This is a genomic window from Aminobacter sp. Y103A, from assembly GCF_030294925.1.
Taxonomy (GTDB): domain Bacteria; phylum Pseudomonadota; class Alphaproteobacteria; order Rhizobiales; family Rhizobiaceae; genus Aminobacter; species Aminobacter ciceronei.
The window spans coordinates 5,369,814-5,395,585 of sequence record NZ_AP017986.1; the positions used below are offsets into that span (position 1 = coordinate 5,369,814).

The window sequence follows — 25,772 nt, forward strand, 5'->3', positions numbered from 1 at the left end:
GCCCGCACCAGCCTTCTGTCAAATCCTGGTCGACGTCATGGAACTGTCGGTCGTTTCGGGAATTGAATCAGCTGATATCGCTGGAGCCGACATCATGCCGACACCACTTCAACCGCAACGCCCCGAAAAAGGCGAACAGCGCATAGAACTTTATTTCGTCGCGGCCACGATGCTGGCGATGGCAACAACGATGCTCCACACCAACGCCACTGCTTTTGTCCTGGTGCTGCATCTGTTGCAGTGACCAGCGTCCCCAGTTGTCGGCGTCCAGGCACCGAACCGGCCTTGCAATGCAACTGCCGCCCAACAGGCAGTATCGGCGGACGCGGTCGTTGCGTGGCACGCCCTGATCTCAGGAGTCATCGATGGATTGGACAGACTGGTTCTATCTTGCCGTGGTGTTCGGGGCGTCGAGCGCAGTGCTGTGGATGATGGGCGCCTGATCGGCGACACTCGGCTTTACTCTCTGCCCGCACCTGCCGTCCGACGTCACCCGAAACGGCATTTTCGCGGAACCGAAACCGGCCCGGTCGGTTTGTCACCTGGGCGGCGGCCAGAAATTTGAGAGGCCAGGAATTTGAGAGGAAAGAAATGAAACATGCACACGCTATCGCGATCCTGATCGCGTCGGCAACGCTGGCGGTACCCGCCGCCGCCGAGGACGCCGCCAAGCCGGCTGCGCAGCTGGATAGGTCCACGACGGCCAGTACCGGCGCAATGGCCGATCTCGCAACCGTCATGTCGGCCATCGAAGCCAGCCGGAGCACTGCAACCGCGATCCAGGCCATGACGACCGTCGGCAGCGTCCGTGTCGTCAAGGTTTCCGACATCGTCAGCCCCGGCGACAAGCAGGCACTGGACAAGGCCGTGTCGGACAACGAGGCCGATATCACCGGTGTGCAGGCCGCGATCATGGCCAACAGCGCGCTGAAAAAGCAGATCGACGCCAACACGGTCGACACCTCGGCCATCTTGGCCGCCAAAATCGCCGAAGATGGCGCGGTGACGGTCTTCGTCAGGTAGCAAAGCTGGCCGGGACCATGCGGCGTTGGCCCGGTGGCGTGATGTGCCGTGCCACGCTGGCCAGCCGACCCGGAAAATCTTGATCCAGCTGATTTTGTCCGCCCGCCCGTCCGCAAACTGCGCTATGCAGCGCGTGTCGGCTGGCGCGATCCGGACCGGCGCCGCAACAGGTGCATTCGCCCGCCCCGATGACATCCCAGACCGCCACGGCACCTGAACAGCGTTTCGCCGCCTTCCGCCATGGCGCGTTCTCGCGCTACTGGGTGGCGCGCTTCCTGGGTACCTTTTCGACGCAGATCATCTCGGTCGGCGTCGGCTGGCAGGTCTATGACCTGACACGCGACCCTTTCGACCTCGGCCTCGTCGGCATCATCCAGTTTGCCCCAGCGTTGCTGCTCGTCCTTGTCACCGGCGTCGTGGCCGACCGTTTCGGCCGCAGGCTGATCATGGGCCTGTCCGCCCTGGTCGAGGCCGCCTGTGCGGCGGCACTGCTGGCGCTGACCTACCACGGCCTTGCAAGCCCGTTGCCGATCTTCGCCGTGCTCGTCGTTTTCGGCATTGCGCGTGCCTTCTTCGGTCCGGCCTCGGCGTCGTTGGTCGCCAACCTCGTGCCATCAGAGGACTTCGCCAACGCGGTCGCCTGGAACTCGTCGGCCTGGCAGACCGCGACGATCGTCGGCCCGGTCGCCGGCGGCCTGCTCTATGGCCTGTCGCCCGAGATCGCCTATGGTGCCGCCGCCGTCCTGATGCTGGCATCGACGGCTCTGATCTTCTCCATCCCCAAGCCGGTCCAGCGCAGCGAGACCGACAAGCCGTCGGTCGAGACGCTGTTCGCCGGCTTCCGCTACATCTGGGGCGAAAAGGTCGTGCTCGGCGCCATCTCGCTCGACCTCTTCGCCGTGCTGCTGTCCGGCGCCGTGGCGTTGCTGCCGGTCTATGCGCGCGACATTCTCGACCTTGGGCCGTGGGGCCTCGGCCTGCTCCGCGCCGCCCCCGGCGTCGGCGCCATCATCGTCGCCGTCTGGCTCGCCGGGCACCCGATCCGCGACCATGCCGGCAAGGTCATGTTCGTCTTCGTGGCGCTGTTCGGCGTCGCCACGGCGGTCTTCGGCATCTCGACGATCCCCTGGGTCTCCATATCGGCACTTGCGCTGCTCGGCGCCACCGACATGGTCAGCGTCTACATCAGGGAAACGCTGATCCAGCTGTGGACGCCCGACCATGTTCGTGGTCGCGTCAACGCGGTCAACGGCGTCTTCGTCGGCGCCTCCAACGAACTCGGCGAATTCCGCGCCGGCACCATGGCCGCTCTGATCGGCACCGCGCCCGCCGTCGTCTTCGGCGGCATCGGCGCCATTGCCGTTGCCGGCATCTGGGCCTGGACGTTCCCTGCCTTGCGCAAGGTCAGGCACCTCGACCGGCACGTCTGACCTTTCCATTGCCCGGTTGCTTTGCCGGCGTTGCAAACGTCGCAACGTATTCATACATTCTTCTACATCGGTCAGGGGATCGCGATGCTTGCCCCGCCTGATCACCGCAAGAAGAACACTGCGCGAGCCCTCAGAATAGTTCGGAATGACCATGTCCAATGTGAATGACAACGACCTCGCCTTGATCAACAAGCTGATCACCGAAGTCGAGCGCTCGCAGAACGAACGCTCGGCGGACGATTTCCTCGCCCTGTTCCGTCCCGACGCCGTCTGGGTCACCGCCTTTGGTCGGCGGTTCAGCAACAAGGCCGAGATCTCCGACTTCGCCCGCAAGGTGTTGACCCCTGACCTGGGCGACCAGTATGCCCGCTACGACGTCGCTCATGTCACGATGCTGAGCCCCGACGTGGCCGCGGTGAATGTCCGCCAGCGCCCGATCCACAAGGACGGCACGCCTATCGAAGGCGAACTCGAAGGTTCGCCGCTCTATGTGCTGGTCAAGGAGAACGGACGCTGGATGGTCGGCGCCGGACAGAACACCAAGGTGCAGGCAGCGGCAATCGACACCCAGCAGAGCGAAATCGACGCCCGCGAGGGCAAGAAGTAAGCCTCAGCCCTTGGCCGGTTCGCCGAAGATCCTGACCAGGAATTCGTCGAGCCAGCGCTTGAGATGCATGTCCCAGATCAGCCGGCCGCCGAGATGGTCGCGGCCGGGCTGGGCGCCTGGCAAGACGAAGCGTTCGGCGCCGCGCACGACCCAGCGCTGCATCATCACGCGCGTCAGTTCGGCATGGAACTGGATGCCCCAGGCATTATCGCCATAACGGAAGGCCTGATTGGGATAACTCTCCGACGACGCCAGCAGCACGGCATCCCCAGGCAGCGAAAAGCCCTCGCGGTGGAACTGGTAGACCATCTCGGGCCAGTGCATCAGCTTGCGGCCTTCCTCGGTCGCCTTGATCGGATACCAGCCGATCTCGACAAGCCCCTCGCCATGCCCTTCGACCTTGCCGCCGAGGTGATTGACCAGCATCTGGGCGCCGAGGCAGATGCCGAGGAACGGACGGTTTTCCTTGAGCGGCACTGCCAGCCAGTCGGTCTCGCGTCGAACGAACTCATCCTGGTCGTTGGCGCTCATCGGGCCGCCGAAGACCACGGCGCCGGCATGCCCGTCGAGCGTGTCGGGCAAGGGATCGCCGAGCGGCGGCCGGCGGATGTCGAGTTCGAAGCCGTTCTCGATCAGCACATGGCCGACGCGGCCGGCACTCGAATGCTCCTGATGCAGCACCACCAGGATCTTGGGTCGCGCCTTGCCCGGCATTTACAGCTACTCGTCCGCTTCGGGTCCGATCTGGCGCTGCGCCTTCTGAGCCTCCTTGCGCTTGGCCTCGACGCGGTCGCGGCTTTCCACGCCGATCAGTTCGGCGATGCGCCAGATGGTGTTGTCCTCCATCTCATGCAGCTCGCCGTCGGCATAGACGATTTCCCACATCATGCCGATGAAGTCCTTGCGCGCCTGGTCGTCGAGGCTGCGCTTGAGCACGCTGGTGAAGGCATAGAGATCGATCGCTTCGTTGTCGGCCTGTTCGCCGGCCTTGACCAGCCGGTCGAGCTCGGCGCCCGAAATGCCGTAGCTCTGGCTCAGCAACTGCTTGACCCGCTCCCATTCGACGTCCTGCCGGTCCCCGTCGGCGTCCATGACATGGTACATCAGCGCCGCCGCGGCAACGCGCGGATCGTCCTCGCGGCTCGCCTTGGACCCTGCCGCCGGCAGGTCCTTCAGAAACGAAATCATGCGTTCGAACATCGTCGGTTCCTGTTTGGGCCAAGCCTAGATCTAGGGTCGAGCTGAAATCAAAACAAACGGAACCGCTTCTGGGCGTTTTCCCGCTCCACTTCCGGATCGACGCCGGGGTCGTCGGGCAAGCGGATCGGTTCGGCCATGTCATCCTCGTCGGTCAGGATCGCGCCGTCGGTCGCCGGCGGCACCGCGCGCGGGGGCACGGGCTGCACTGCCGCAGTCTCCTGCGCCACCTCGTCCTCGACGATCACGTCGACGATGTCGTCGCCGGCGGGCTGCGCTGCCGGAATGCTGGGGATCGACACCCGCTCGTTCGGCTCGTCGTCCTGCTCGATCAGGTGGCCGAGCCGCTCTTCCGGCGCCTTCCATTCGAAAGCATCGAGCCGGCCGGTGACGGGTGAGAACGGCGCCCAGCGTTCGGAGACCACGCCGTCCGCCACCCAGGCCGGGTCGCGCGGCGCGCGCACGGCCCGCGACAGCCACTGTCGCACCTTGCCCTGATCGCCACCTTGGGCTTCCTCGATGTCGGCGAGCAAAAGATAGGCACCCTCGCGCGGCTGCATCCGTGCGGCGGCCTCGGCCTCGGAGCGCGCCAGCTTGTAATCCTGTGCTTCCAGTGCCGCCCGCGCCACGGCGAGCGAGGATTCCGGATGGTTCTGCTTCAGCGATTGCAATTTCTTTGCCCGCGCCAGCCGGTCGAGCACGGCATCGCCTGGGCGACCATGGACGTAGAGCTCGGCGATGTCGGGCAGCGGTTCCGCCTTCCACGCCGTCTCCAGCACCTTCGAGCCCTTGCGCACGTCGTTCTGGCGGAACAGCGCCTTTGCGGCAATTGCAGCCGCCGGACCGAAACCGGGCCGCAGCCGATTGGCCTCAAGCGCTGCGGTCCGCGCCGCATTGAAATCGCCTTCGAACAGCGACATCGCCTTGGCGGTCAAAAGCACCGCGCGCTTGTTGTTGGCAACGTCGCGCTCGATCTGGCGCGTCGACTTCTGCGCGTCGATCAGCGCCAGCGCGCCGTCCCAGTCGCCGCGTTCGCACTTTTCCTCGAGCGTCGAATCCGCCGCCCAGCCGAGCTGCGGCGCAAGGCCGGCGGCGCGGCCGGCATAGTGGCGTGCAGCGGCCCGGTCGCCGAGCCGTTCGGCTTCGAGATAGAGCCCGCGCAGGCCGAGCAGCCGCATCTCGGGATCGTCCAGCATCGCCTCGAACTTCTGCCGCGCCGTGTCGTGGTCGCCCTCCAGCAGCGACGCCTGGGCATCAAGCAGCAGGATCAGCGGCTCCTGGTCGGAGTTGATCAGCTTGGCGGCTTCCTTGTTCTTCTTGCGCGCAAGTGCGGCGTCGCCCGCTCCGGCGGCGATCATGCCGGTCGACAGCGCCTGATAGCCGCGGTCGCGCCGGCGGGCGCGAAAATGCCGGGCGATGGTGAAAGGGCTATTCCAAACCGCTTTGGTGAGCCACCAGGTCAACATCGTTGCCGCAACGATCGCGGTGATCGCCACCGCTGCCACCATCAGGCTGACCTTGTACTGGTAGCCGCTGAAGGTCACGACCATGTCGCCGGGACGGTCGGCCAGCCAGGCAAAGCCCAGCCCGAGCGCAAAAACGATGGCCAGATAGAACAGGATACGGATCATCTGGCGTCCCTCATGCCTTCATCGCGCCGGCGACAAGCTTGTCGACCAGCGTTTCGACATCTAGCCGCGCCTTAAGCTTGGCAACGAAGTCGGCGCCCGCAGCCTTCGCCGTCTCGGGCAGCGTGTCATATTCGGCCAGCGCCTTGGCGAAATCGCCCTGGTTGACCGCCACCTCCATGCGCGCCACCGTCTCCGGCACGCCGGTGCCCTCGACCGCCCCGATCGGCCGCACCTGAACCAGTTGCTCGGCGCTCGACACCAGCCGTTCGAGGATGCCGGCATCCTCGTTGACCGGCTTGGCTGCAGCGATCATCGCATTCGCCGCCGCATCGGTTTCGGTCACGATATCGGCGCGTGTCGGCACGCCCTTTTCGGCATGAGCCCTCAGGGCCGCCAGTTCCGGCGCCTCCGGGGAAATCGCGGCGAAAGTTTCGAGCTCGGCGCCGAAGCCCGCGCCCCGGTCGACAGCCGCCTTCAACGCCGAAGCGGCGATCGCCAGCGCGATCTTGGGCTGCGACGCCTGTGCGTCGACCTTCGAGGTGAGCGCGGAGATGGACTGCTCCAGCGTCGCGATCTTGCCGTCATCGACCGTCGCCGCCTCGCCCGCCGACTTCAGCGCCGCGTCAAGGCCGCTGACGCGCTCGGTGAGTGCTGCGATCTCGCTCGAAGCGCCGTTGTTCTGGCTGAGCGAGGCCACGGCAGTTTCAACCTGCGCGATGCGGCCGTCGAGCGTGGCAAGGGCCTCATTCGACCCGGCCTGGCCGGCCGTCGCTTTCAGCGCCTCGATGTCCGACTTCACCTGCTGGACGGCAGCGGCGAGGCCGTCGACGTCACCCTTCAGCGCCGCACCGCCATTGGCGGCAGCACCGAGATCGGCCAGCTGCGACTTCAACGAGGCGATTTCGGCCTGCATCTGTCCATTGTCACCGGTTCCGGTACCCGGCGCACCCAGCACGCCGGCATATTGCAGCCCACCGGCCACCAACAGCGCGATCACGCCGCCGGCCAGGCCCGGCAACAGCCCGGATGCTGATTGACGATTCGATGATGCAGCCGAGGCTGCATCACTTGTAGCCCGCGACCCGGCCGAACTCGACGAAGCAGCACGCGACGGCGCCTCGGCCTTGGGCGTTTCGGCCGGCTTGTCGTTTTCGAAGCTGTAGTCATAGGAGGCATAGGCGCTGTCTGCCTTCGCCGCCGTCTCCTCAGACGGCGTCTCTGCCGAGGTCAGGGCTTCTTCGCCGGCCGTCGCTGCGACCGCCTCCGTCTCAGCGTCAGGCTTGGCGGCCTCTTCTACGCGCGACACCGCGCCCGGCTCCAGTTCGATCGTCACCGGATCGCGATGCGTCTTCGAATGGCGCGTCTTCGGCGTCTTGACCATGCTGGGGGCTCCGCGATTTCGTTGGCATAAATCCCGCGGCAGATGCGGGTTCGAAGATCAAAAACCAGTAACACCCACCGTCCCGCGAAAAAAGGCCGGTTGATGGCAAGTAGCCTTTCCGTCAGTCGGGATCGCCGAGAAGCGCCAGCAGCGCATCCTCATTGGGATCGCGCGCGACCTCGACCCTGATCCCGCCGACCAGCGCCGAAGCGATGCGGCCGGACAGGCAAAGGCAACGCGCGTTGCGCATCAGGAAATCCGCCTCGGCGTGCATTTCCATCAGCGAACCGAAGGCGGCTGCGGCGCGCGCCGAGTAAACGAGCACGGCGTCGATTGGTTGCCCGCCAAGCTGCTGGCGCACGAAGGAAGGGGCCGGATTGAGCGCGACTGTGTCATAAGTTTCGATCGGCACCACCCGCACCCCGTTGATGCCGAGACGACGTTCGAAGTCCGGCATCCGTACCCGGCCGCACAGATAGACAACCGTCGCCTTGCCGAGTTCGATTGCTATCATGTCGGCGAGCGCGGCAGCGTCGCCAGGACCTTCGTTGACGGAGTAGAAGCCGGCTTTGCGCGCGCTTTCCGCGGTCCTTGCGCCAACGGCGTGACAGGGCAGGCCCCGCAGTCGCTCGACAAGCCCGCTCGGCGCGTGTCGCAATGCGTTAGCGCTTGTCACCGCGATCGCCGTCGCGCCGGACGGGACGCTTTCACGCGCCACCGGCAGCGGTCGCGTTTCGGAAAGTGGCAAAAGCACAGGCTCGAAGCCGAGCGCCTCGAGGCGCCGCGCGGTGCGGGTTGCGCCGGGTTCCGGCCTCGTCACCAGCACCCGCTGTGCCATCTAGCTCCATCCCTCGAAGAATGTGGTGCCGGCCCGTGCCCGCACCTCGTCGCCGGCATTCCGGCCGATCTCGGCGGCATCCGCCGCCCGGCCGTCGGCCTTGGCCTCGTGCCACAGCGTACCATCCGGGGTCAGGATAAGCCCGGCGAAAGACAGCCTGTCGCCGTCGATCTCGGCATATCCGGCGATCGGCGTGCGGCAAGAGCCGTCGAGTGCGGCCAGAAACGCCCTTTCGCAGGCCAGAGCCTGCCCGGTCGGCTTGTGATCAATCGCCTGGAGCATGTTGGTGACAGCAGTATCGCCAATGCGGCTCTCGATGCAGATGGCACCCTGCCCGGGGGCCGGCGGGAAGGCGTCGAGCGCCATCAGATCGGTGATGACCTCTTCGAGCCCAAGCCGGCGCAGACCGGCATTGGCGAGGATCGTGCCCTCGGCCACCCCCTCGTCAAGCTTCCTCAGGCGGGTCTGCACGTTGCCGCGGAACATCACCACGTCGAGGTCGGGCCGCATGCGTCGGATCAGCGCCTGTCGCCTGAGCGACGAGGAGCCGACGACGGCACCTTGCGGCAGTTCCATGATGCTGGGTGCCGCGCGGCCGATGAACGCATCCCTTGGGTCCTCGCGCGGCAGGAACGCCGACAATTCGAGCCCGTCGGGCAGCTGCGTCGGCATGTCCTTGGACGAATGCACGGCGATGTCGATCTCGTCGGCATACATCGCCTCTTCCAGTTCCTTGGTGAACAGCCCCTTGCCACCGGCGAGCGACAGTGGCCGGTCCTGGATGCGGTCGCCGCTGGTCGAAATCGTCACGATCTCGAATGCCTCTTCCGGCAGGCCGTGCGCTGCCATCAGCCGCGCACGCGTCTCGTGCGCCTGGGCGAGCGCCAGCAGGCTGCCGCGGGTTCCGATTCTCAAGGCTCTAGTTTGCATAGCGCTTGGTCCGTGATAACCCCGCGCTGGCGGGGCGGTCCCGTACCTCCTATCTAGGAAATTACCACCGGGCAATCATGCAGGGTAGCGACCAATTGATCCGTGTTCTTGGCATCGAGACAAGCTGCGACGAAACCGCGGCCAGCGTCGTTGCGCTCGAATCCGGGCAGCCGCCGCGCATCCTGTCGAACACGGTATTCAGCCAGATCGACGAGCACGCGGCCTTTGGCGGCGTCGTGCCGGAGATCGCCGCGCGCGCCCATGTCGAGGCTCTCGACGGCATCGTCGAGGCGGCGCTCGAGGATTCCGGCGTTGCCCTTGAAGACATCGACGCCATTGCCGCCACGGCCGGTCCCGGCCTCGTCGGCGGGCTGATCGTCGGGCTGATGACGGCCAAGGCGATTGCCGCTTCAGTGGGCAAGCCGCTGATCGCCATCAACCATCTCGAAGGCCACGCGCTGACGGCGCGGCTCACCGACGGCCTCGCATTTCCCTACCTCTTGCTGCTCGTCTCCGGCGGCCACACCCAGATCGTCCTGGTCAAGGGCGTCGGCGACTATCAGCGCTGGGCGACCACCATCGACGACGCGCTCGGCGAAGCCTTCGACAAGACCGCCAAGATGCTGGCCCTGCCTTATCCAGGTGGCCCCAATGTCGAAAATGCAGCCCAGTCGGGCGACGCTTCACGCTTTGTCTTCCCGCGCCCGATGAAGGGTTCGGCCCAGCCTGATTTCTCCTTCTCCGGCCTCAAGACCTCGGTGCGCCAGGCAGCAACATCGGTGGCACCCCTCAGCGACCAGGACGTCGCCGACATCTGCGCCTCCTTTCAGGCAGCCGTCACTGATACGCTCGGCGACCGTGTCAAGCGCGCGCTGGCCCGCTTCCGTGACGAGTTCCCCGACACCGCAGCCCCGGCCCTCGTCGTCGCCGGCGGGGTCGCCGCCAACAAACAGATCCGCGCCATGCTGGAAAAGCTCTGCGCCAAAAACGGCTTTGCCTTCATCGCGCCACCGATGGCGCTGTGCACCGACAATGCTGCAATGATCGCCTGGGCCGGCATCGAGCGCCTGCGCGCCGATCTCGTCGAACCCAACGCATTCGATTTTGTACCGCGCTCGCGCTGGCCGCTGGACAGCGTGTCAGCCCCGGTCGTCGGTTCCGGCAGGCGGGGAGCCAAGGCATGAGCGCATACAAGGTCACGGTTCTCGGCGGCGGCGCCTGGGGCACGGCACTTGCGCTCGCCATGCTGCGCGCCGGCCATGCCGTCACGCTCTGGGCCCGCGACACAGACAGCGTCACGGCGATCGCCAAGGGCACCAACCCACGCTATCTCGCCGGCATCGTCTTCGAGACAGGCATCGCCGCCACAACCGACCTTGCCCAGGCGCTTGCCGGCACCGATTGCGTGCTGGTCGTCACCCCGGCACAGGCCCTGCGCAGCGTGCTGACCGAGGTCAAGCCGCATATCGCCGACGATGTTCCGCTGGTGCTCTGCGCCAAGGGTATCGAGCGCGACACCGGCCGCCTGCTGTCCGACATCTCCAGCGCAATCTTGCCCGACAATCCCGTGGCCGCACTGTCCGGCCCGAGTTTCGCCACCGACGTCTCGCGTGGACTCCCCACCGCCGTCGTCGTCGCTGCCGAAGACGAGGCGCTGGCCTCGGCTCTGGCGGTGCGCTTCTCGGCAGCCAACCTGCGCTGCTATTCCAGCGACGACCTGATCGGTGTCGAAATCGGCGGTGCGCTGAAAAACGTCTTTGCCATCGCCGCCGGTGCCGTCACCGGGGCCGGTCTCGGCGCCTCGGCCCAGGCAGCGCTGGTCACCCGTGGCTTCGTCGAACTGCGCCGCATCGGCGCCGCCTTCGGCGCCCGCCCCGAAACGCTGATGGGCCTGTCCGGCCTCGGCGACCTGATGCTGACCTGCTCGTCGGTGCAATCGCGCAATTTCGCTTATGGCGTGGCACTCGGCAAAGGCGAAGAGCTTGCCGGCCGCCCGCTCGCCGAAGGTGTCGCCACTGCCCACATCGCCGCCCGCATCGCCCGTGAGCGTGGCCTCGACGCGCCGATCATCGAGGCGGTCGCTGCCCTGCTCGACAATGCCATTACCATCAACGAGGCCGTCGCCGGGCTGATGACCCGCCCGCTGCGCGCCGAAGCCGACTGAACGTCCAAATCGAGAGGGACAACATGCTTTTCGCACTGATCTGCAAAGACAAGCCGAACCATCTCCAGGTCCGCCTCGACGCACGGCCCGACCATGTCGCCTTCCTCAACGACCTCAACGCCAAGGGCGCGCTGAAATTCGCCGGCCCCTTCCTTGATGCCGACGGCAAGCCGGATGGTTCGCTCGTCGTCATCGAAGCCGCTGACGCGGAGGCTGCCCAGGCAGTCGCCGGCACCGACCCCTACGCCAAGGCCGGCCTGTTCGAGAGCGTCCAGATCCGGCCGTGGAACTGGGTCTTCAACAACCCGGCCAGCGCCTGACCACAAGCCAAGAGGGGACGAGATGAGCGAGAAGAAATACTGGCTGTTCAAATCCGAGCCGTTCAAATTCTCCTTCGAGATGCTGAAGGCCAAGGGCAAGGAAGGCACGCAGTGGGACGGCGTGCGCAACTACCTCGCCCGCAACAACATGCGCGCCATGCAGATCGGCGACCTCGGCTTTTTCTACCACTCCAATGAGGGGCTCGAAGTCGTCGGCATCGCCGAGGTCTGCGCGCTCGCCCATCATGACACAACGACTGAAGACCCGCGTTGGGAGTGCGTCGACATCCGCTACCACAGCCCGGTCCCCAAGCCGGTGACCCTTGCAGACGTCAAGGCCAATCCGAAGCTCGAAAAGATGGCGCTTGTCACCTCGATGCGCCTGTCGGTCCAGCCGGTGACCGCTGACGAGTGGCAGGAAGTCTGCCGCATGGCCGGGCTCGACAAGGCGCCGTGACGACGGCTTCCCCGACACGCCTGACATCAGAGGGTGCCGCAAGCTTCATCCGCGCCAACACGGCGCTGATGCGGCCGCCGCATGTGCCCGAAGTCGCGCTCCATCTCGCCGACGAAGCGCATGACCTCTGGCACCGTACCGAGGAAGAGCTGTCCGAGATCGGCCTGCCGCCGCCCTTCTGGGCCTTCGCCTGGGCAGGCGGCCAGGGTCTGGCGCGCTACGTACTCGATCACCCCAAGACTGTTGCCGGCAAGCGCGTGCTCGAACTTTGCCTCCGGCTCGGGTCTCGTCGCCATCGCTGCGATGAAGGCGGGGGCTGCAAACCTTACAGGCGCCGACATCGACCCGTTCTGCGAGACGGCGATCCGGCTGAATGCCGAGGCCAATGCCGTTGAGGTCGGCTTCCTCGGCGCCGACCAGGTCGGGCGCGACGACGGCTGGGATGTCGTCCTCGCCGGCGACGTCTTTTACGAAAAGCCTTTCGCCGACCGGCTCGTGCCGTGGTTCGAAGCGCTTCGGTCCCGCGGCGCCGACGTGCTCGTCGGCGACCCCGGCCGCTCCTACCTGCCCAAGGACCGGCTGCAAAAGCTCGCCACCTACGAGGTGCCGGTCACCCGCGCCCTCGAGGACGCCGAGGTCAAGCGCACCACCGTCTGGCGATTTGCCTGAACCGAGCTCCCTGCGATCGTCATCCCGGGCGATCGGGTCCGGATAACCCTACGCTGCGCTCCGGTTTCCGGGATGACGTGAATCGACGCACTCAAATCTCCGTCTTCGCCGCCTCCTCGATGATCCAGTCTCGGAACGCCCCGATGCGCGGGTCGCCCTCCGACGTCTTGGGATAGACCAGGAAATAGGCGAACTCACGCGACACCCGGATGCCCAGGTCGAATGGCCGGACCAGCCGCCCCTCCGACAGGTCGTTGGCGACCATGGCGAAATCGGCAAGCGCCACGACGCTGCCGTCGATCGCCGCCTGTACCGCGTCCGACGAGGTGGTGAAGACGATGGCGCGGCTGTCGTCGAAATCGTCGACGCCGGCAGCTGCCATCCACATCCGCCAGTTCGGCCAGGTCACGCCCTGCTGCGACCACTCGATATGCACCAGTGTGTGGTGGAACAGGTCGCGCGGCACCTTGAGCGGCGGCCCGGATGCCAGGAGCCGCGGGCTGCACACCGGGATGATCATGTTGTCGAACAGCCGGTCGGCGCGCAGGCCGGGATACTTGCCCATGCCGAAGCGGATCGCCACATCGACATCGTCGAGGTCGAAGTCGCGCACCTCGTAGCTGATGTCGAAACGCAGCTCGATGTCGGCATGCAGCTTGCGGAACCCGTCGATGCGTCGCATCAGCCATTTCGAGGCGAATTGCGCATCGAGCGTCACCTTGAGCAGCGCCGTGCCGCGGCTGAGCTTGCGCGCCCGCGACACCGCGCGGTTGAGCACGTCGAGCGCATCGACCGAAGCGTCGACCAGCGCCGATCCTGCCTCGGTCAGCCTGATGCTCCGACTGGTGCGGGTGAACAAGGTGACGCCGAGCTGGTCCTCGATTTCCTTGATCTGGTGGCTGACCGCAGCCGGCGTCAGGCCGAGCTCGTCGGCGGCGCGGGTGAAATTCAGATGCTTGCCTGCGGCCGCCAGCGTTCGCAAAGCACGTGTCCCAGGTACGAAGCGCATTGCCGGATCTTCAAATTTGGTTTGATGGTCGAGAAAGAACTACTCGTTTCTCTTTTGCCTTTCAGCACTGCATCATGAGCCCAGTTCAACCAATGTCAAACCGGATTTGATGTCCGGACGAAACGGAAATGACCATGTCCACCGCTGTCTTGAGAACCACCTTTGTCCAGCCGTCGCGGCTGCAGCCGGTTTTCGACTGGCTTCGCCAGATGCGGGCAGCACTCAACGTGCCGGCGCCGCAGGATGCGGCCGAGCTGTCGGACCATTATCGCCGCGACACCGGTATCGCCCAAAAGGATATCGCCAGGGCCGTCGATGCGGATCTCGGCCGTCTCGGCCTGCTCGACATCGGCTGGCAGCAGCCCCGCCGCCTGAACCGTCACTGATTCCCATCTCCCAAGCTCACTCTGGGAGCACGCTCGGCCCGAGGATCATGTCTCCCGATCTTCGGGCCGCTTTCTGTGCAGTGACTAGCGCACCACCTTCAGCACGGTCCGGCGCGACAGTTGCGGCAGAAGCCGCGCCATCACCTGCGCCGTGACCGCGACGCAGCCTTGCGTCGGCGTGAAACCCGGCCGCGCCAGGTGGAAGAAGATAGCGCTCCCGCGCCCGCGCCGGCGGGGCCGGATGTTCCAGTCGAGCACCAGGCAAGCATCGTAGAGGTTGTCGTCGCGCTTCATCCGCTCATGGCTGGCGCCGTAAGGTATCTTCACCGGCCTGTTGTAGTTGCGGTCGTCCGGCACCTCGCACCAGCCGAGATCGGCGCCGATCGGGCTCATAGGCAGGCGGCTCTGCCCCGCCACGAACTGGTCGCGGCGGAAATAGCCCGACAACAGCCGCATCGACGCCAGCGGCGTGCCGCCGTCGCCCTCGCGCTTGCTCGCGGTGATGCCGCCGTGCCCCAGCGCGCAGGGAAACACCAGCCCGCCGACCTGCATCAGCCCCTTGGTCGGGTCGCCGGGCTTGGCCCGCACGACGATTGTCGAAATGCCTTTTCGCAAAAATGCACCCGCCCCAATTACGCCTTTGATTTTTCTTGTATGATCGCCTTGCGGAACAAATCACTACCGCTGAAAGTTGTGGCGATCAGCTTCCGCATTCGATTGCCGCGGTCAACTGAATACTGATTTTGAAACAACGGATTGATCCATGACCTCACGCACTATCCTCATCGTCGACGATGACGACGATCTGCGCAGCACATTGGTCGAACAGCTGGCGCTCTACGAGGAGTTCGAAGTCCTTGAGGAAGCGACGGCGGCCAAGGGCGTCAACGCGGCGCGCGCCGGCCTCATAGACCTGCTGATCATGGATGTCGGCCTGCCCGACATGGATGGGCGCGAGGCGGTCAAGATCCTGCGCAAGGGCGGCTACAAGGCGCCGATCATCATGCTGACCGGCCACGACACCGATTCCGACACCATCCTCGGCCTCGAAGCCGGCGCCAACGACTATGTCACCAAGCCGTTCCGCTTCGCCGTCCTGCTCGCCCGCATCCGCGCCCAGCTGCGCCAGCACGAGCAAAGTGAGGACGCCACCTTCTCGGTCGGGCCTTATACGTTCAAGCCGAGCCAGAAGCTTCTCATCGACGCCCGCGGCGGCAAGGTCAGGCTGACCGAAAAGGAAGCCTCGATCATCAAGTATCTCTACCGCGCCGACCAGAAAGTGGTCACCCGCGACGTCCTTCTCGAGGAAGTCTGGGGCTATAATTCGGGGGTCACGACCCACACGCTGGAAACCCATGTCTACCGGCTGCGCCAGAAGATCGAGCGCGATCCTTCCAATGCTGAAATTCTTGTGACAGAAAGCGGCGGATACAAGCTGGTCCCCTGACTGGTTTGCTGAATCGCCCCAAAATCAGCTTTGGTTTTCGGGGGGATAAGCGGAATATGTTGTTAGTTTGGAACGGGGAACCGGCTAACAACGGGAGGGGAGCCAGTCTGAGAAGTCGGGGACATAATGGCGCTGGATGACGACATCCGCATCCTGTCCGGCGTGAGGCTGTTTGAGGGCTTCACACAAGAACAGCTGCGTTTGCTGGCCTTCGGTGCGGAGAATGTGAACCTCCCCGCCGATCGCAAGCTCTACCGCGAGGACGACGAGGCCGATTCGGCCTATGTCGTGATATCGGGACGTATTGCGCTTTACCGCGAGACCGACGGCGTGCGCGCCGATCTTGGCTCCGCCGGCCGGCTCGATGCTTGGCGAGCTCGCCCTCATCGCCGACACCAGGCGCCTGACCAGTGCCGCTGCCGCCATCGATTCGGAAATCATCCGGCTCAACCGCAAAATGTTCCACCGCATCCTCGAGGAATACCCCGAACTCGCAGAGCGGCTGCACCAGCACATCCTCGAAGACCTCCAGGACATGATCGCCCGCATCGAAAGCATGGCGCCGCGATTCGGGAAGTAGTCGGCCAGCCGTCAATTCAATTCGGCCAGCTGGGCACGGCCGGATCGGGCCAGGCCGAGCCGAAAATGATGGATTCCGAGTACCGGAGCGGAGCGGACATTCAGGTCCGTGAGCACCGGAAGCGCAGAAAGCCGCCATTTGCAGGCCGGCCTCACCAGAATCCCTCAGTCGAGGTCGAAGCGCGCTATGACTGGCACATGATCCGACGGCCGTTCCCAGCCGCGGGCGGCGCTCAGGATGTCGATGCCGGCAAGCTTGGGCGCAAGATTGGCCGAGGACCAGACGTGATCGAGCCGTCGGCCGCGGTTGGAGGTCTCCCAGTCCTTCGCCCGATAGCTCCACCAAGTGTAGATCTTCTGGTCGTCGGGCACGTTGAGCCGCATCAGATCGACCCATTCGCCGGCCTTGCGCATCGCCTCGAAACTCTCGGTCTCGACCGGCGTGTGGCTGACGACGTTGAGCAGTTGCTTGTGCGACCAGACGTCGTGCTCCAATGGCGCAATGTTGAGGTCGCCGACCAGCACCGAAGCCGAACCTTCGTCATGGTCGGCACGGATGGCGTTCATCTCCGAAACGAAGCCGAGCTTGTGGCGGAACTTCGGATTGATCTCGACATCCGGCTCGTCGCCGCCGGCCGGAACGTAGAAATTGTGCAGCGTCACCTTCTTGCCGCCGGCCTCGAAGCGCACCGACAAATGCCGACTGTCGTCGATCTCGCAGAACCGCCGCTTCTCCACGATCTCCAGCGGCCGCCGCGCCACAGTGGCGACGCCGTGGTAGCCCTTCTGACCATGGAAGGCGATGTGCTCGTAGCCTGCCTTGCGGAACGCCGCCGAGGGAAACTGGTCGTCGGGACACTTGGTCTCCTGCAGGCACAAAACGTCAGGCGCCTGCTCGCTCAGCAGCCGCTCGACCAGCGGCATGCGCAGGCGCACGGAGTTGATGTTCCAGGTGGCGATGGAAAAGGGCATGGCAGGTTCCGGCAACAGGTTGCGGCGGAACCTGCCAGCACGGACCTGCGATGACAAGGCACGATGCCCGATGCGGCGCCCGTGCCGCCGATGTCCACAACTAAGCCGGGCAGTCCAGCGAATGAGGCCGCGCACCTAGCTTGCCGCGCCAGATGGCCGGCAAGGTAGAGTTGGCGGGCAGCCTGTTAGTCGCCCTTCTTCTGCGCATTCAGCTCGCGATTGAGCTTGTAGTCGATCTTGAACGTATCGCCCGGGAAGGAACCGCCCTGCTTGACGTTGAACACCATGACGGTGGTGTCCTTGCCCTGGGCGTCGGTAATCGTCCACTGGCGCAGTTCGTAGGTGTTGGGGTCGAACATCATGGTGATGGTCGAATTGCCGAAGACCTGCTTGTCCGACAGCTTGATGGTGGTCAGGTCGTCCTCTTCGGTGACGCTCTTGACCTTGTTGCCGCTGAGGTCGATGCGCTCGTCGAGCAAAAGCTTCAGCGGCGTTTTCGACAGCGGATAGAGGTCGGAGGTGCGCATCTTCGAGTTGAGGATGACCACCGACTGGCCGTCGGAAATCACCTTGAAGTTCGACGGTGCCTCGTAGTTGAAGCGGATCTTTCCCGGACGCTGCAGGAAGAACTTGCCGCCGGTCTGTTCGCCGCGCGGACCAAACTGCACGAACTCGCCCGACATCGAGCGCACGCTCGAGAAATGATCGGCGATGCGCTGGGCGGCATCGGAGCCTTGTGCCTGTACCGGGCCATTGAAGGCCACCAGCGGCGTCGCGGTCAGCGCGATCGCGGCCGCGAAGCCGAGCAGGCGTCGGCGGGTCGGAGTGCGGATATCGTTCATGCCGGTTACTCTCTCATTCAAGTTCGACGGTTGTATCGGCACTTAGTAGGGCTGAAGTTTGACATGGTTCACGGCCTCGCGCACTGAACGCGAAAACGTGATCGCCAGTTCCCCGATCCTACATCTTGTCGTCTTCCGTCGGCACCAGAATCTCGCGCTTGCCGGCATGATTTGCCGGACCGACGATGCCCTCCTGCTCCATCCGCTCGATGATCGACGCCGCGCGGTTGTAGCCGATGCCGAGGCGGCGCTGGATGTAGCTGGTCGACGCCTTGCCGTCACGCAGCACCACCGATACCGCCTGGTCGTAGGGATCGTCCGAATCCTCGAAATTGCCGCCACCGCCATTACCGCCGCCCTTGCCCGACGGCTCGTCCTCGTCCTCGCCGTCATCCTCGGTGATGGCGTCGAGATATTCCGGCACGCCCTGCAGCTTGAGATGGGCAACAACCTTCTCGACCTCGTCGTCGGCGACGAACGGGCCATGGACGCGCTGGATGCGGCCGCCGCCGGCCATATAGAGCATGTCGCCCATGCCGAGCAGCTGTTCGGCGCCCTGCTCGCCGAGAATGGTGCGACTGTCGATCTTCGACGTCACCTGGAACGATATGCGGGTCGGGAAGTTGGCCTTGATGGTGCCGGTGATGACGTCGACCGACGGACGCTGGGTCGCCATGATCACGTGGATGCCGGCCGCGCGCGCCATCTGCGCCAGGCGCTGGACCGCACCTTCGATGTCCTTGCCGGCGACCATCATCAGGTCGGCCATTTCGTCGATGATGACGACGATGTAGGGCAGCGGCGCCAGATCGAGATTTTCGGTTTCGTAGATCGCCTCGCCGGTCTGACGGTCGAAGCCGGTCTGCACCGTACGCGAGATCTGCTCGCCCTTCTTTTCCGCCTGGCTGACGCGCGCGTTGAAGCCGTCGATGTTGCGCACACCGACCTTGGACATCTTGCGGTAGCGGTCTTCCATCTCCCGCACCGTCCATTTCAGCGCCACCACGGCCTTCTTTGGATCGGTGACGACAGGGGTCAGAAGATGTGGGATGCCGTCATAGACCGACAGTTCCAGCATCTTCGGATCGATCATGATCAGGCGGCATTCCTGCGGCGTCATCCGATAGAGCAAGGACAGGATCATGGTGTTGATGGCGACCGACTTGCCCGAGCCGGTGGTACCGGCGACCAGCACGTGCGGCATCTTGGCGATGTCGACGATGACGGCCTCGCCATTGATCGTCTTGCCAAGTGCCAGCGCCAGCTTCGACTTGGTCGTCTCGAAGTCGCGGCTCGCCAGAATCTCGCGGAGATAGACGGTTTCGCGCTTGGCGTTCGGCAGTTCGATGCCGATCGCATTGCGCCCCGGCACCACCGCGACGCGGGCGGCAATCGCGCTCATCGAGCGGGCGATGTCGTCGGCGAGGCCGATGACGCGACTCGACTTGATACCGGGCGCCGGCTCCAGTTCGTAGAGCGTGACGACGGGGCCGGGACGGACATGGATGATCTCGCCCTTGACGCCGAAATCTTCGAGCACGCCTTCCAGCAGCCGCGCATTCTGTTCCAGCGCATCCTTGGAAAGCGAGGCGTCACGCACGACGTTCTTGGGCTCGGCCAGGAAATGCAGCGACGGCATCTCGAATGTCTCGGTGCCGATCAGCGTGGTCTGGGCCTCGCGCTGGACACGGGCTCCTGGTGCCGGCCGGGGGGCAGGTGCTGCGACACGCACGGCGGGAGATCCAGCCTCCGGCGAGCGGAAATTCTGCACCTGGGCATTGGCGCCCCGGCGCTCTGATGACACCGGCGGCATGTCCATGTCGTCGTCGTCACCGAAGACATCCTGGTCGTTGGGGTCTATCGAAACCGTCCGCTCCGACACCATCTGGGCAAAGAATTCAGGTTCGACGCGGGCGCGGCCGCCTGTCGTAACGCGCTGCTCGGCGCGCTCGGCCGATTCGACGCGCTCGGCCGCCTGCCGCCAGGCGCTCTCGCGCTTGACCGGCGGCAGGTCGTAGCCTTCCAGCTCGCGCCGCTTGGCGGCGCGACGGCGCATCCATGCCCTGGCCGACAACCACCAGTGGGCGATGGCGCCAAGCGCCAGCACGCCCTCGTTTTCGTCCTCGTCCTCGTCGTCGAAGCTGGCGAAGTCCTGCTCGCGCATGTCGGGCTTGGGCTTGGGATTGACCACTGCAAAGCCGTTCTCGCGGTTGAGCAGGCCGGCGCCGAAGGCAAACAGCCAGATCGCCGGCGCAATCAGCAACACGCCAATGACGGTGGCGATCAGCCCGGTTGGATAGCCGCCGATGAACAGCCCCGGCACCTTGAGCACCATGTCGCCGAACACGCCACCGAGGCCGGTCGGCAGCGGCCAGGTCGGCGGTGCGCCGACACAGCCGGCAATGGCCGCGCCAAGAAGTGCCGAGCCGAACCAGACCAGGCCGCGCTTGGGCATGCGGTCGACGCCGCGCGCGGTGACGAACAGCACGCCCCAGATCACCGCCGGCATCAGGGCAGCGACCGAGGCAAGGCCGAAGAACTGCATCGCGAGATCGGCGAACACCGCACCCGGATACCCCATGGCGTTGGTGACGGGATTGTCGGTGGCATGGCTGAAGCTCGGGTCGGCGACATTCCAGGTGCCGAGCGCCGCCAGCCCGAAGGCCACGAAGGCAAACAGGCCCAGACCCGCCGCGCGGCCTGCCTGCCGTCGCGCGAATGCCTGAATGCCGTGCCCCGTCTCGGTCAGCGCGAGCGGTGAGGAAACCCCAGAACGCATGCCTCGTCCCCGTCCATTGATGCCGTGGCCCGCATGCGGACGCATGGCGGGCAGATTCGTTTGCCAGACTATCGGGGCGAAGGTTAAGGCGGCATTAAGGTTAAGCCATTGTTCACGCAACAGCCCCTTGGACGCTTCCGCGAGCGGCGGCAAACAACGCGTCACTCCTCCCCGGCATAGGCATTTTTGATGCAACCATCCTGTCTCCGTGGCGTTGGGTCTGCCGGAAGGGACCAGAAACGAGGAGAAAGAAATGAGAAAGCTCATTTTGGCTTTGGGTGCGGCAGCCTTGATGGCTGGCGCCGCTTGGGCAGCTTCGGCCGACGGCGTGGTCAAGGAGTTCAACAAGGACACCCGCGTGATCACGCTCGAGGACGGCAAGACTTACACCGTCCCGGCTGACGTGGCACTTCCCGCCGATCTGGCGGCAGGCATGAAGGTGTCGATTACCGTTGCCGATGACGATGCCACCAAGGTGACCGCCGTCATGACGTCGGCGATGTAACGACCCCGACCTGGCTCGCAGAAACCCCGTCCAGACAGGGCGGGGTTTTTGCATTTCCGGTTCAAAACAGGCTTGCCGCAGAGACCGCAGCGCCATAGTTTTCCATATTAGGAAAACCTAATGGAGGCAGCGATGAAGCACCATAGCATCGAGCAACTGCAGGCCTTCGCAGACATCCAGCCGCTCAGCCCCTATCTGCCGATGACGCGTACCGAGCGTCTCGAGCGCTGGGCGCAACTGCTCGAAGATCAGCCGGAACGGCGCCTCGGCACACTTTCCGGCACCGAATACGCGCCGCGCGCCGAACGGCTCGCCATGCGCGTACCGGGCTCGCCTATTACCGTTGCATTCGAGGACCCTGCCTTCCGGGCAGCCGGCCTTGAAGACGACAGCTACGGCGCAGCCAAGCGCTTCTTCGAGCTGTCCGACCGGCAGCTGCACAACATCGTCTGCTACTGCCATTTCGGCGATGCGGTCAGGGGTGCAAGTGCCGCCCGCCGTGTCCGGGCAGCGATCAGCATGTGGACGCGCATCCGGGCATTCTTCGCCTGAAGGCGCGCAAGGCACTCCAGAATCCAGCCAAGGGCCCGGCTGGCTCGGGCCCCGGTGGACGCTACGCCTGCTGCCATCGGGTAGAAACATTAGCATGTACACATATAATCGATTGACCAGGTAACGACCCGGATCGCGCGACGTACCTCCGTCGCTTTGCCCCCTCGGATTCAAGCCAGGAGCCAGATGCCGACAGGATTGAGATTCTTCGACGCCACCTACTATCCCGTACCCAAGAGTGGCAGCAGCAGCGTCAAGTACCTGCTCATGCAGGTCGCCGGCGCGCATCAGGCGCTCGACAATCCCGACGACGACGTCCACCACCACCTCGGCACCAATCTGGTCGATCCGTTTCGCCCGATGCACAATGCCGACGCCAAGCCCTTCACCATCGTCAGGGACCCGGTCGAGCGGCTGCTGTCGGCCTATTCCGACCGCGTCGTCAAAGCCGGCCTGCTGACGTCAGATGAAGCCGACAGCCCGCTGGCCCGCGAGCTCGGCCTGTCGCTCGAACCGGACCTCGAGACCTTCATCCTCAGGGTCGAGGACTATTGCCGCATCTGCGCCGACGTCCGCTTTCATGTCGCCTCGCCGCGCTACTTTCTCGGCAGCAACCTTTTCCTCTTCGACCGGGTGTTCAAACTCGAGAAGATCGACCAGGTCGCGGCCTATATCAGCGAGATCGTCGGCCAGGATGTGTCGATGCCGCACATCCACGTCTCGAGCGGCCAGGCCAGCCCGTCCGACCTGTCGCCGGCAGCACTCGCCAAGGCGCTGCGCTTCTGCCGCTACGATTACGCCTTCCTCGTCGACCTCTACGACGCCGGCCGCTGGGGCACCATTCCGCGCGGCACGCGCCGCGATCCATCGACACTGAGCGTCTATCGCGACCCGGCGAAATATGAGGGCGACAGCTATCCCCGCACGCCGCGCAACCTGCGCAATTTCCTGAGCAAGCGTCCGCTCGATCCGGCATTGCCCAAGGCCGACTAACAACTCCAGACAAAAAAGGAGGCCCGGATTGCTCCGGGCCTCAAAGCGCAGCTGCCTTGAGGGCGGCCACGACGGATTAGGGAGGATGTTGCGCGGCCAGGGCGTCGGCCGCGCGCGCCGGAGCACGATCCCTAGGGGGAGGACCGCGCTCCAACAGGCATCAGGAGTGGTAGGCCACTTCACCATGCGAGGTCAGGTCGAGGCCCTGGCGTTCGGCTTCGACGGTCGGGCGCAGGCCGACGAGCAGATCGACCAGCTTGTAGAGTACCAGCGAGCCGATGCCGCACCAGATGACGGTCACCGAGACAGCGAGGAACTGCGTCCAGACCTGGCCGCCGATCGACATTTCGCCATAGCCGATGCCGCCGAGCGCCTTGGCGTTGAACACGCCGGTGCCGATGGCGCCGACAATGCCACCGACGCCGTGGATGCCGAACACGTCGAGCGAGTCGTCATAGCCGAGCTTGATCTTCACCACCGCCACGAAGAAGTAGCAGATCACCGAGGCGATGGCGCCGAGTGCGATGGCGCCGACCGGACCGACGAAGCCGGCGGCAGGCGTCACCGCGACGAGGCCGGCAACCATGCCGGAAGCAGCACCCAGCATCGACGCCTTGCCGCGGGCAACCACTTCGATGATCACCCAGGCGAGGATCGCGCCGGCAGTGGCGGTGAAGGTGTTGATCATCGCAAGTGCCGCACCGCCATTGGCTTCGAGGTTCGAGCCGGCATTGAAGCCGAACCAGCCGACCCACAGGATCGAGGCGCCGACCATGGTCAGCGTCATCGAGTGCGGGGCCATGTTGTCCTTGCCGTAGCCCGTGCGCTTGCCGATCACCAGGGCGCCGACCAGGGCGGCGATGCCGGCATTGATGTGCACGACGGTACCGCCGGCGAAATCAAGTGCGCCCCAGCCATAGATCAGGCCATCCGAATCCCAGACCATGTGGGCGATCGGAAAATAGACGACCGTCACCCACAGCGCGACGAACAGCAGCACGGCCGAGAACTTGATGCGTTCGGCAAAGGCGCCGACGATCAGCGCCGGCGTGATGCAGGCAAAGGTCATCTGGAAGACGATGAAGACGTATTCGGGGATGACGATGCCCTTGGTGAAGGTCGCCGCCATGCTCTCGGGCGTCACGCCGGCCAAAAATGCCTTGCCGAGGCCGCCCCAATACGGGCTCGGCGCGTCGCCGAAGGCCATCGAGTAACCCCAGAACGTCCAGATCACGATCACCAGCGCCACGATCATCGTGCACTGCATCAGCACCGACAGCATGTTCTTGGCGCGCACCAGGCCGCCATAGAATAGCGCCAGGCCCGGCAGTGCCATGAACAGCACCAAGAGTGACGAGGTCAGCATCCAGGCGACGTCGCCCTTTTCCATGACGTCGGCGGGCGCCGGCGCGGCCGCCGCGGCATCTGCCGCCGCAGGTGCGGCTTCCTGGGCGAAGGCTGCGACCGTTCCCAGGGCGGTCAGTGCGAGCGTGCCGACAAGGGCCGTCCGCGCCGCCGTCTTCAATGAGGTTGGAATTTGCATTGAGGTCTCCATGAGAATTGGTTGGCCTGCTCAGAGCGCGTCGGTGTCGGTTTCGCCGGTACGGATGCGCACGGCCTGGTCGATGCCGAAGACGAAAATCTTGCCGTCGCCGATCTGGCCGGTCTTGGCGGCCCCGGTGATCGCCTCCACGGCCTTGTCGACGAGGTCGGTCGAGACGGCGACTTCGATCTTGATCTTGGGCAGGAAGCTCACGGCATATTCGGCGCCGCGGTAGATCTCGGTATGTCCCTTTTGCCGCCCATAGCCTTTTACTTCGGTGACGGTCAGGCCCTGGATGCCGACATTGGTGAGCGCTTCGCGCACCTCGTCGAGCTTGAACGGCTTGATGATGGCCATCACGATTTTCATCAGGTTTCACCCCTTTCTGATGCGGGTCCCCCGCGTTGCAGACGTCGCCAGCGGACCCGAAGACCACCGGTGAGTGACCAAGGCTATTCAAGCTCCATGCCAGTTTGCCCCAGCACAAGCCAACCATTTGAAATTTAATGAAAATGCGCTGCGCGCAGACGACATCCTTCGCAGGTGCAGCAAAGCACCTGCTCACAAAATGTGCAAAATAGCCAAAATGCCTATTTCGTAGGCTTTGTCCGCAGGCGGATCAGCCCCTCTTGTGCCACCGAAGCGACCAGCGTGCCGTCCTGGGCATAGAGCGCGCCGCGCGTGAAGCCGCGCGAACCCGAAGTCGAAGGGCTGTCCTGGGTGTAAAGCAGCCAGCCGTCGAGCGCATGCTCGCGATGGAACCACATCGCGTGGTCGATACTCGCCGCCTGGATGTCGGGATCGAAGATGCCACGGCCATGGGCAAAGGTTGCCGTATCGAGCAGCGTCATGTCGGAAAGATAGGCAAGCACCGCACAGCGCAGTGCCCGGTCGTTCGGCACCGGGCCGGTCAGGCGGATCCACACCTTCTGCAGCGGCGGCAGCTTGTCACGGCTGGAATAATGCTCGGCATAGACCGGCCTCAGCTCCAGCGGCCGTTCCTTGGCCCAGAACAACCTGATCTGCTCGGGCACATGGGTGGCCTCGGCCAGCAGCTCGCGCTGCGACTTGAGCTCTTCCGGCGGCGGCACGTCGAGCGGCATCGGCATCTGGTACTCCAAGCCCTGCTCCTCGACCTGGAACGACGCTTCGAGCGAAAAGATCGCGTGGCCATGCTGGATCGCCACCACGCGCCGCGTGGTGAAGCTGCCGCCGTCGCGGATGCGGTCGACCTCGTAGATGATCGGCACGGTGATGTCGCCGGGGCGCATGAAGTAGCCGTGCAGCGAATGCACGTGCCGGTCCGGCTCGACGGTGCGCTGTGCCGCCACCAGCGCCTGGGCGATGGTCTGGCCGCCAAACACGCGTTGCCACTGAACCTGCGGGCTGCGACCACGGAACAGGTTGTGTTCCAGCTTCTCGAGATTGAGAATGCTGAGAAGCTCTTGTATTCCGGCCGGCATGCTTTTCCCCTTTTCGGGACGAAGTATTTCCGGTTTCCAGCAGGAAGCCCCCGTC

Annotated in this window: 27 protein-coding genes and 2 pseudogenes; 15 read left to right on the forward strand and 14 right to left on the reverse strand. The window is 64.8% G+C overall.

Annotated elements, in window-relative coordinates; all coding sequences use genetic code 11:
• The first annotated feature begins 37 nt into the window (after positions 1–37).
• The 4 genes from Amn_RS26340 to Amn_RS26355 all read left to right on the forward strand — a co-directional run bounded on the left by Amn_RS26340 (position 38) and on the right by Amn_RS26355 (position 3,060).
• Positions 38–244, forward strand: coding sequence for a hypothetical protein (locus tag Amn_RS26340; protein WP_067956179.1), 207 nt, complete (start codon positions 38–40; stop codon positions 242–244).
• Positions 245–591: 347 nt separating this feature from the next.
• Positions 592–1,023 (forward strand): hypothetical protein, encoded by a 432-nt coding sequence (locus Amn_RS26345; protein ID WP_286293847.1) that lies wholly within the window; start codon positions 592–594, stop codon positions 1,021–1,023.
• 188 nt (positions 1,024–1,211) lie between these two features.
• A complete protein-coding gene (locus Amn_RS26350) occupies positions 1,212–2,453 on the forward strand; it encodes an MFS transporter (protein ID WP_286293850.1) in 1,242 nt (413 codons plus the stop codon).
• A 151-nt stretch (positions 2,454–2,604) separates the two neighbouring features.
• A complete protein-coding gene (locus tag Amn_RS26355) occupies positions 2,605–3,060 on the forward strand; it encodes an SgcJ/EcaC family oxidoreductase (RefSeq protein ID WP_210252529.1) in 456 nt (151 codons plus the stop codon).
• A gap of 3 nt (positions 3,061–3,063) precedes the next feature.
• Here Amn_RS26355 and Amn_RS26360 read toward each other — a convergent pair whose 3' ends face one another.
• The 6 genes from Amn_RS26360 to hemC form a co-directional block, all read right to left on the reverse strand.
• The gene (locus tag Amn_RS26360) at positions 3,064–3,774 is read right to left on the reverse strand and encodes a glutamine amidotransferase (protein ID WP_067956171.1); all 711 of its coding nucleotides are present in this window, start codon (positions 3,772–3,774) and stop codon (positions 3,064–3,066) included.
• Between the two features lie 6 nt (positions 3,775–3,780).
• Positions 3,781–4,260, reverse strand: a complete 480-nt coding sequence (locus Amn_RS26365; RefSeq protein WP_263005682.1) for a tellurite resistance TerB family protein — start codon at positions 4,258–4,260, stop codon at positions 3,781–3,783.
• A 47-nt stretch (positions 4,261–4,307) separates the two neighbouring features.
• Positions 4,308–5,888 carry a heme biosynthesis protein HemY gene (locus Amn_RS26370; RefSeq protein WP_286293860.1) on the reverse strand — a complete coding sequence of 527 codons (1,581 nt, stop codon included), beginning with the start codon at positions 5,886–5,888 and terminating at the stop codon, positions 4,308–4,310.
• Positions 5,889–5,898: 10 nt separating this feature from the next.
• Positions 5,899–7,269 carry a COG4223 family protein gene (locus tag Amn_RS26375; RefSeq protein ID WP_154386719.1) on the reverse strand — a complete coding sequence of 457 codons (1,371 nt, stop codon included), beginning with the start codon at positions 7,267–7,269 and terminating at the stop codon, positions 5,899–5,901.
• Between the two features lie 121 nt (positions 7,270–7,390).
• Entirely contained in the window at positions 7,391–8,107 is a 717-nt protein-coding gene (locus Amn_RS26380; RefSeq protein WP_154386720.1) for a uroporphyrinogen-III synthase, read from the reverse strand.
• Positions 8,108–9,037, reverse strand: coding sequence for a hydroxymethylbilane synthase (gene hemC / locus Amn_RS26385; RefSeq protein ID WP_154386721.1), 930 nt, complete (start codon positions 9,035–9,037; stop codon positions 8,108–8,110).
• 98 nt (positions 9,038–9,135) lie between these two features.
• On the opposite strand from hemC, the gene tsaD reads away from it, so the two are divergent.
• From tsaD to Amn_RS26410, 5 genes and pseudogenes are all read left to right on the forward strand, one after another.
• A complete protein-coding gene (tsaD, locus tag Amn_RS26390) occupies positions 9,136–10,221 on the forward strand; it encodes a tRNA (adenosine(37)-N6)-threonylcarbamoyltransferase complex transferase subunit TsaD (protein WP_182574061.1) in 1,086 nt (361 codons plus the stop codon).
• Entirely contained in the window at positions 10,218–11,201 is a 984-nt protein-coding gene (locus Amn_RS26395) for an NAD(P)H-dependent glycerol-3-phosphate dehydrogenase (RefSeq protein ID WP_154386723.1), read from the forward strand. Before tsaD ends, Amn_RS26395 begins: the two co-directional genes overlap by 4 nt.
• A 23-nt stretch (positions 11,202–11,224) precedes the next feature.
• Positions 11,225–11,521, forward strand: a complete 297-nt coding sequence (locus tag Amn_RS26400) for a YciI-like protein (RefSeq protein ID WP_154386724.1) — start codon at positions 11,225–11,227, stop codon at positions 11,519–11,521.
• A 22-nt stretch (positions 11,522–11,543) separates the two neighbouring features.
• Entirely contained in the window at positions 11,544–11,978 is a 435-nt protein-coding gene (locus Amn_RS26405) for an EVE domain-containing protein (RefSeq protein ID WP_154386725.1), read from the forward strand.
• Positions 11,979–12,046: 68 nt separating this feature from the next.
• A pseudogene (locus Amn_RS26410) lies at positions 12,047–12,647 on the forward strand (class I SAM-dependent methyltransferase).
• A gap of 91 nt (positions 12,648–12,738) precedes the next feature.
• Here the strand turns inward: Amn_RS26410 and gcvA are convergent.
• Positions 12,739–13,656 (reverse strand): transcriptional regulator GcvA, encoded by a 918-nt coding sequence (gcvA, locus tag Amn_RS26415; protein ID WP_067956146.1) that lies wholly within the window; start codon positions 13,654–13,656, stop codon positions 12,739–12,741.
• Between the two features lie 134 nt (positions 13,657–13,790).
• On the opposite strand from gcvA, the gene Amn_RS26420 reads away from it, so the two are divergent.
• A complete protein-coding gene (locus Amn_RS26420; protein ID WP_246670868.1) occupies positions 13,791–14,042 on the forward strand; it encodes a hypothetical protein in 252 nt (83 codons plus the stop codon).
• Positions 14,043–14,126: 84 nt separating this feature from the next.
• Here the strand turns inward: Amn_RS26420 and Amn_RS26425 are convergent, their stop codons facing one another.
• Positions 14,127–14,594, reverse strand: coding sequence for a L,D-transpeptidase family protein (locus Amn_RS26425; RefSeq protein WP_286298193.1), 468 nt, complete (start codon positions 14,592–14,594; stop codon positions 14,127–14,129).
• Positions 14,595–14,805: 211 nt separating this feature from the next.
• Here Amn_RS26425 and Amn_RS26430 point away from each other — a divergent pair, with 211 nt between their 5' ends.
• Both Amn_RS26430 and Amn_RS26435 read left to right on the forward strand, forming a co-directional pair.
• Positions 14,806–15,489 carry a response regulator transcription factor gene (locus tag Amn_RS26430; RefSeq protein WP_067956144.1) on the forward strand — a complete coding sequence of 228 codons (684 nt, stop codon included), beginning with the start codon at positions 14,806–14,808 and terminating at the stop codon, positions 15,487–15,489.
• A 126-nt stretch (positions 15,490–15,615) separates the two neighbouring features.
• Positions 15,616–16,069, forward strand: a pseudogene (locus Amn_RS26435) (cyclic nucleotide-binding domain-containing protein).
• A gap of 164 nt (positions 16,070–16,233) precedes the next feature.
• Here the strand turns inward: Amn_RS26435 and Amn_RS26440 are convergent.
• From Amn_RS26440 to Amn_RS26450, 3 genes are all read right to left on the reverse strand, one after another.
• A complete protein-coding gene (locus tag Amn_RS26440; RefSeq protein WP_067965952.1) occupies positions 16,234–17,040 on the reverse strand; it encodes an exodeoxyribonuclease III in 807 nt (268 codons plus the stop codon).
• Between the two features lie 185 nt (positions 17,041–17,225).
• Positions 17,226–17,882 carry an outer membrane lipoprotein carrier protein LolA gene (locus Amn_RS26445; protein WP_286293869.1) on the reverse strand — a complete coding sequence of 219 codons (657 nt, stop codon included), beginning with the start codon at positions 17,880–17,882 and terminating at the stop codon, positions 17,226–17,228.
• A 118-nt stretch (positions 17,883–18,000) separates the two neighbouring features.
• Positions 18,001–20,661 carry a DNA translocase FtsK gene (locus Amn_RS26450; RefSeq protein ID WP_067956141.1) on the reverse strand — a complete coding sequence of 887 codons (2,661 nt, stop codon included), beginning with the start codon at positions 20,659–20,661 and terminating at the stop codon, positions 18,001–18,003.
• 253 nt (positions 20,662–20,914) lie between these two features.
• On the opposite strand from Amn_RS26450, the gene Amn_RS26455 reads away from it, so the two are divergent.
• From Amn_RS26455 to Amn_RS26465, 3 genes are all read left to right on the forward strand, one after another.
• The gene (locus tag Amn_RS26455; RefSeq protein ID WP_083948380.1) at positions 20,915–21,166 is read left to right on the forward strand and encodes a DUF1344 domain-containing protein; all 252 of its coding nucleotides are present in this window, start codon (positions 20,915–20,917) and stop codon (positions 21,164–21,166) included.
• 132 nt (positions 21,167–21,298) lie between these two features.
• A complete protein-coding gene (locus Amn_RS26460; RefSeq protein WP_067965950.1) occupies positions 21,299–21,718 on the forward strand; it encodes a hypothetical protein in 420 nt (139 codons plus the stop codon).
• Between the two features lie 186 nt (positions 21,719–21,904).
• Positions 21,905–22,711 carry a sulfotransferase family 2 domain-containing protein gene (locus Amn_RS26465; protein WP_067956139.1) on the forward strand — a complete coding sequence of 269 codons (807 nt, stop codon included), beginning with the start codon at positions 21,905–21,907 and terminating at the stop codon, positions 22,709–22,711.
• Positions 22,712–22,871: 160 nt separating this feature from the next.
• Here Amn_RS26465 and Amn_RS26470 read toward each other — a convergent pair whose 3' ends face one another.
• The 3 genes from Amn_RS26470 to Amn_RS26480 form a co-directional block, all read right to left on the reverse strand.
• A complete protein-coding gene (locus tag Amn_RS26470; protein ID WP_154386726.1) occupies positions 22,872–24,254 on the reverse strand; it encodes an ammonium transporter in 1,383 nt (460 codons plus the stop codon).
• A 30-nt stretch (positions 24,255–24,284) separates the two neighbouring features.
• Positions 24,285–24,623, reverse strand: a complete 339-nt coding sequence (locus Amn_RS26475; protein ID WP_055975214.1) for a P-II family nitrogen regulator — start codon at positions 24,621–24,623, stop codon at positions 24,285–24,287.
• A 221-nt stretch (positions 24,624–24,844) separates the two neighbouring features.
• Entirely contained in the window at positions 24,845–25,717 is an 873-nt protein-coding gene (locus Amn_RS26480) for an acyl-CoA thioesterase (protein ID WP_067956138.1), read from the reverse strand.
• Positions 25,718–25,772 lie beyond the last annotated feature (55 nt).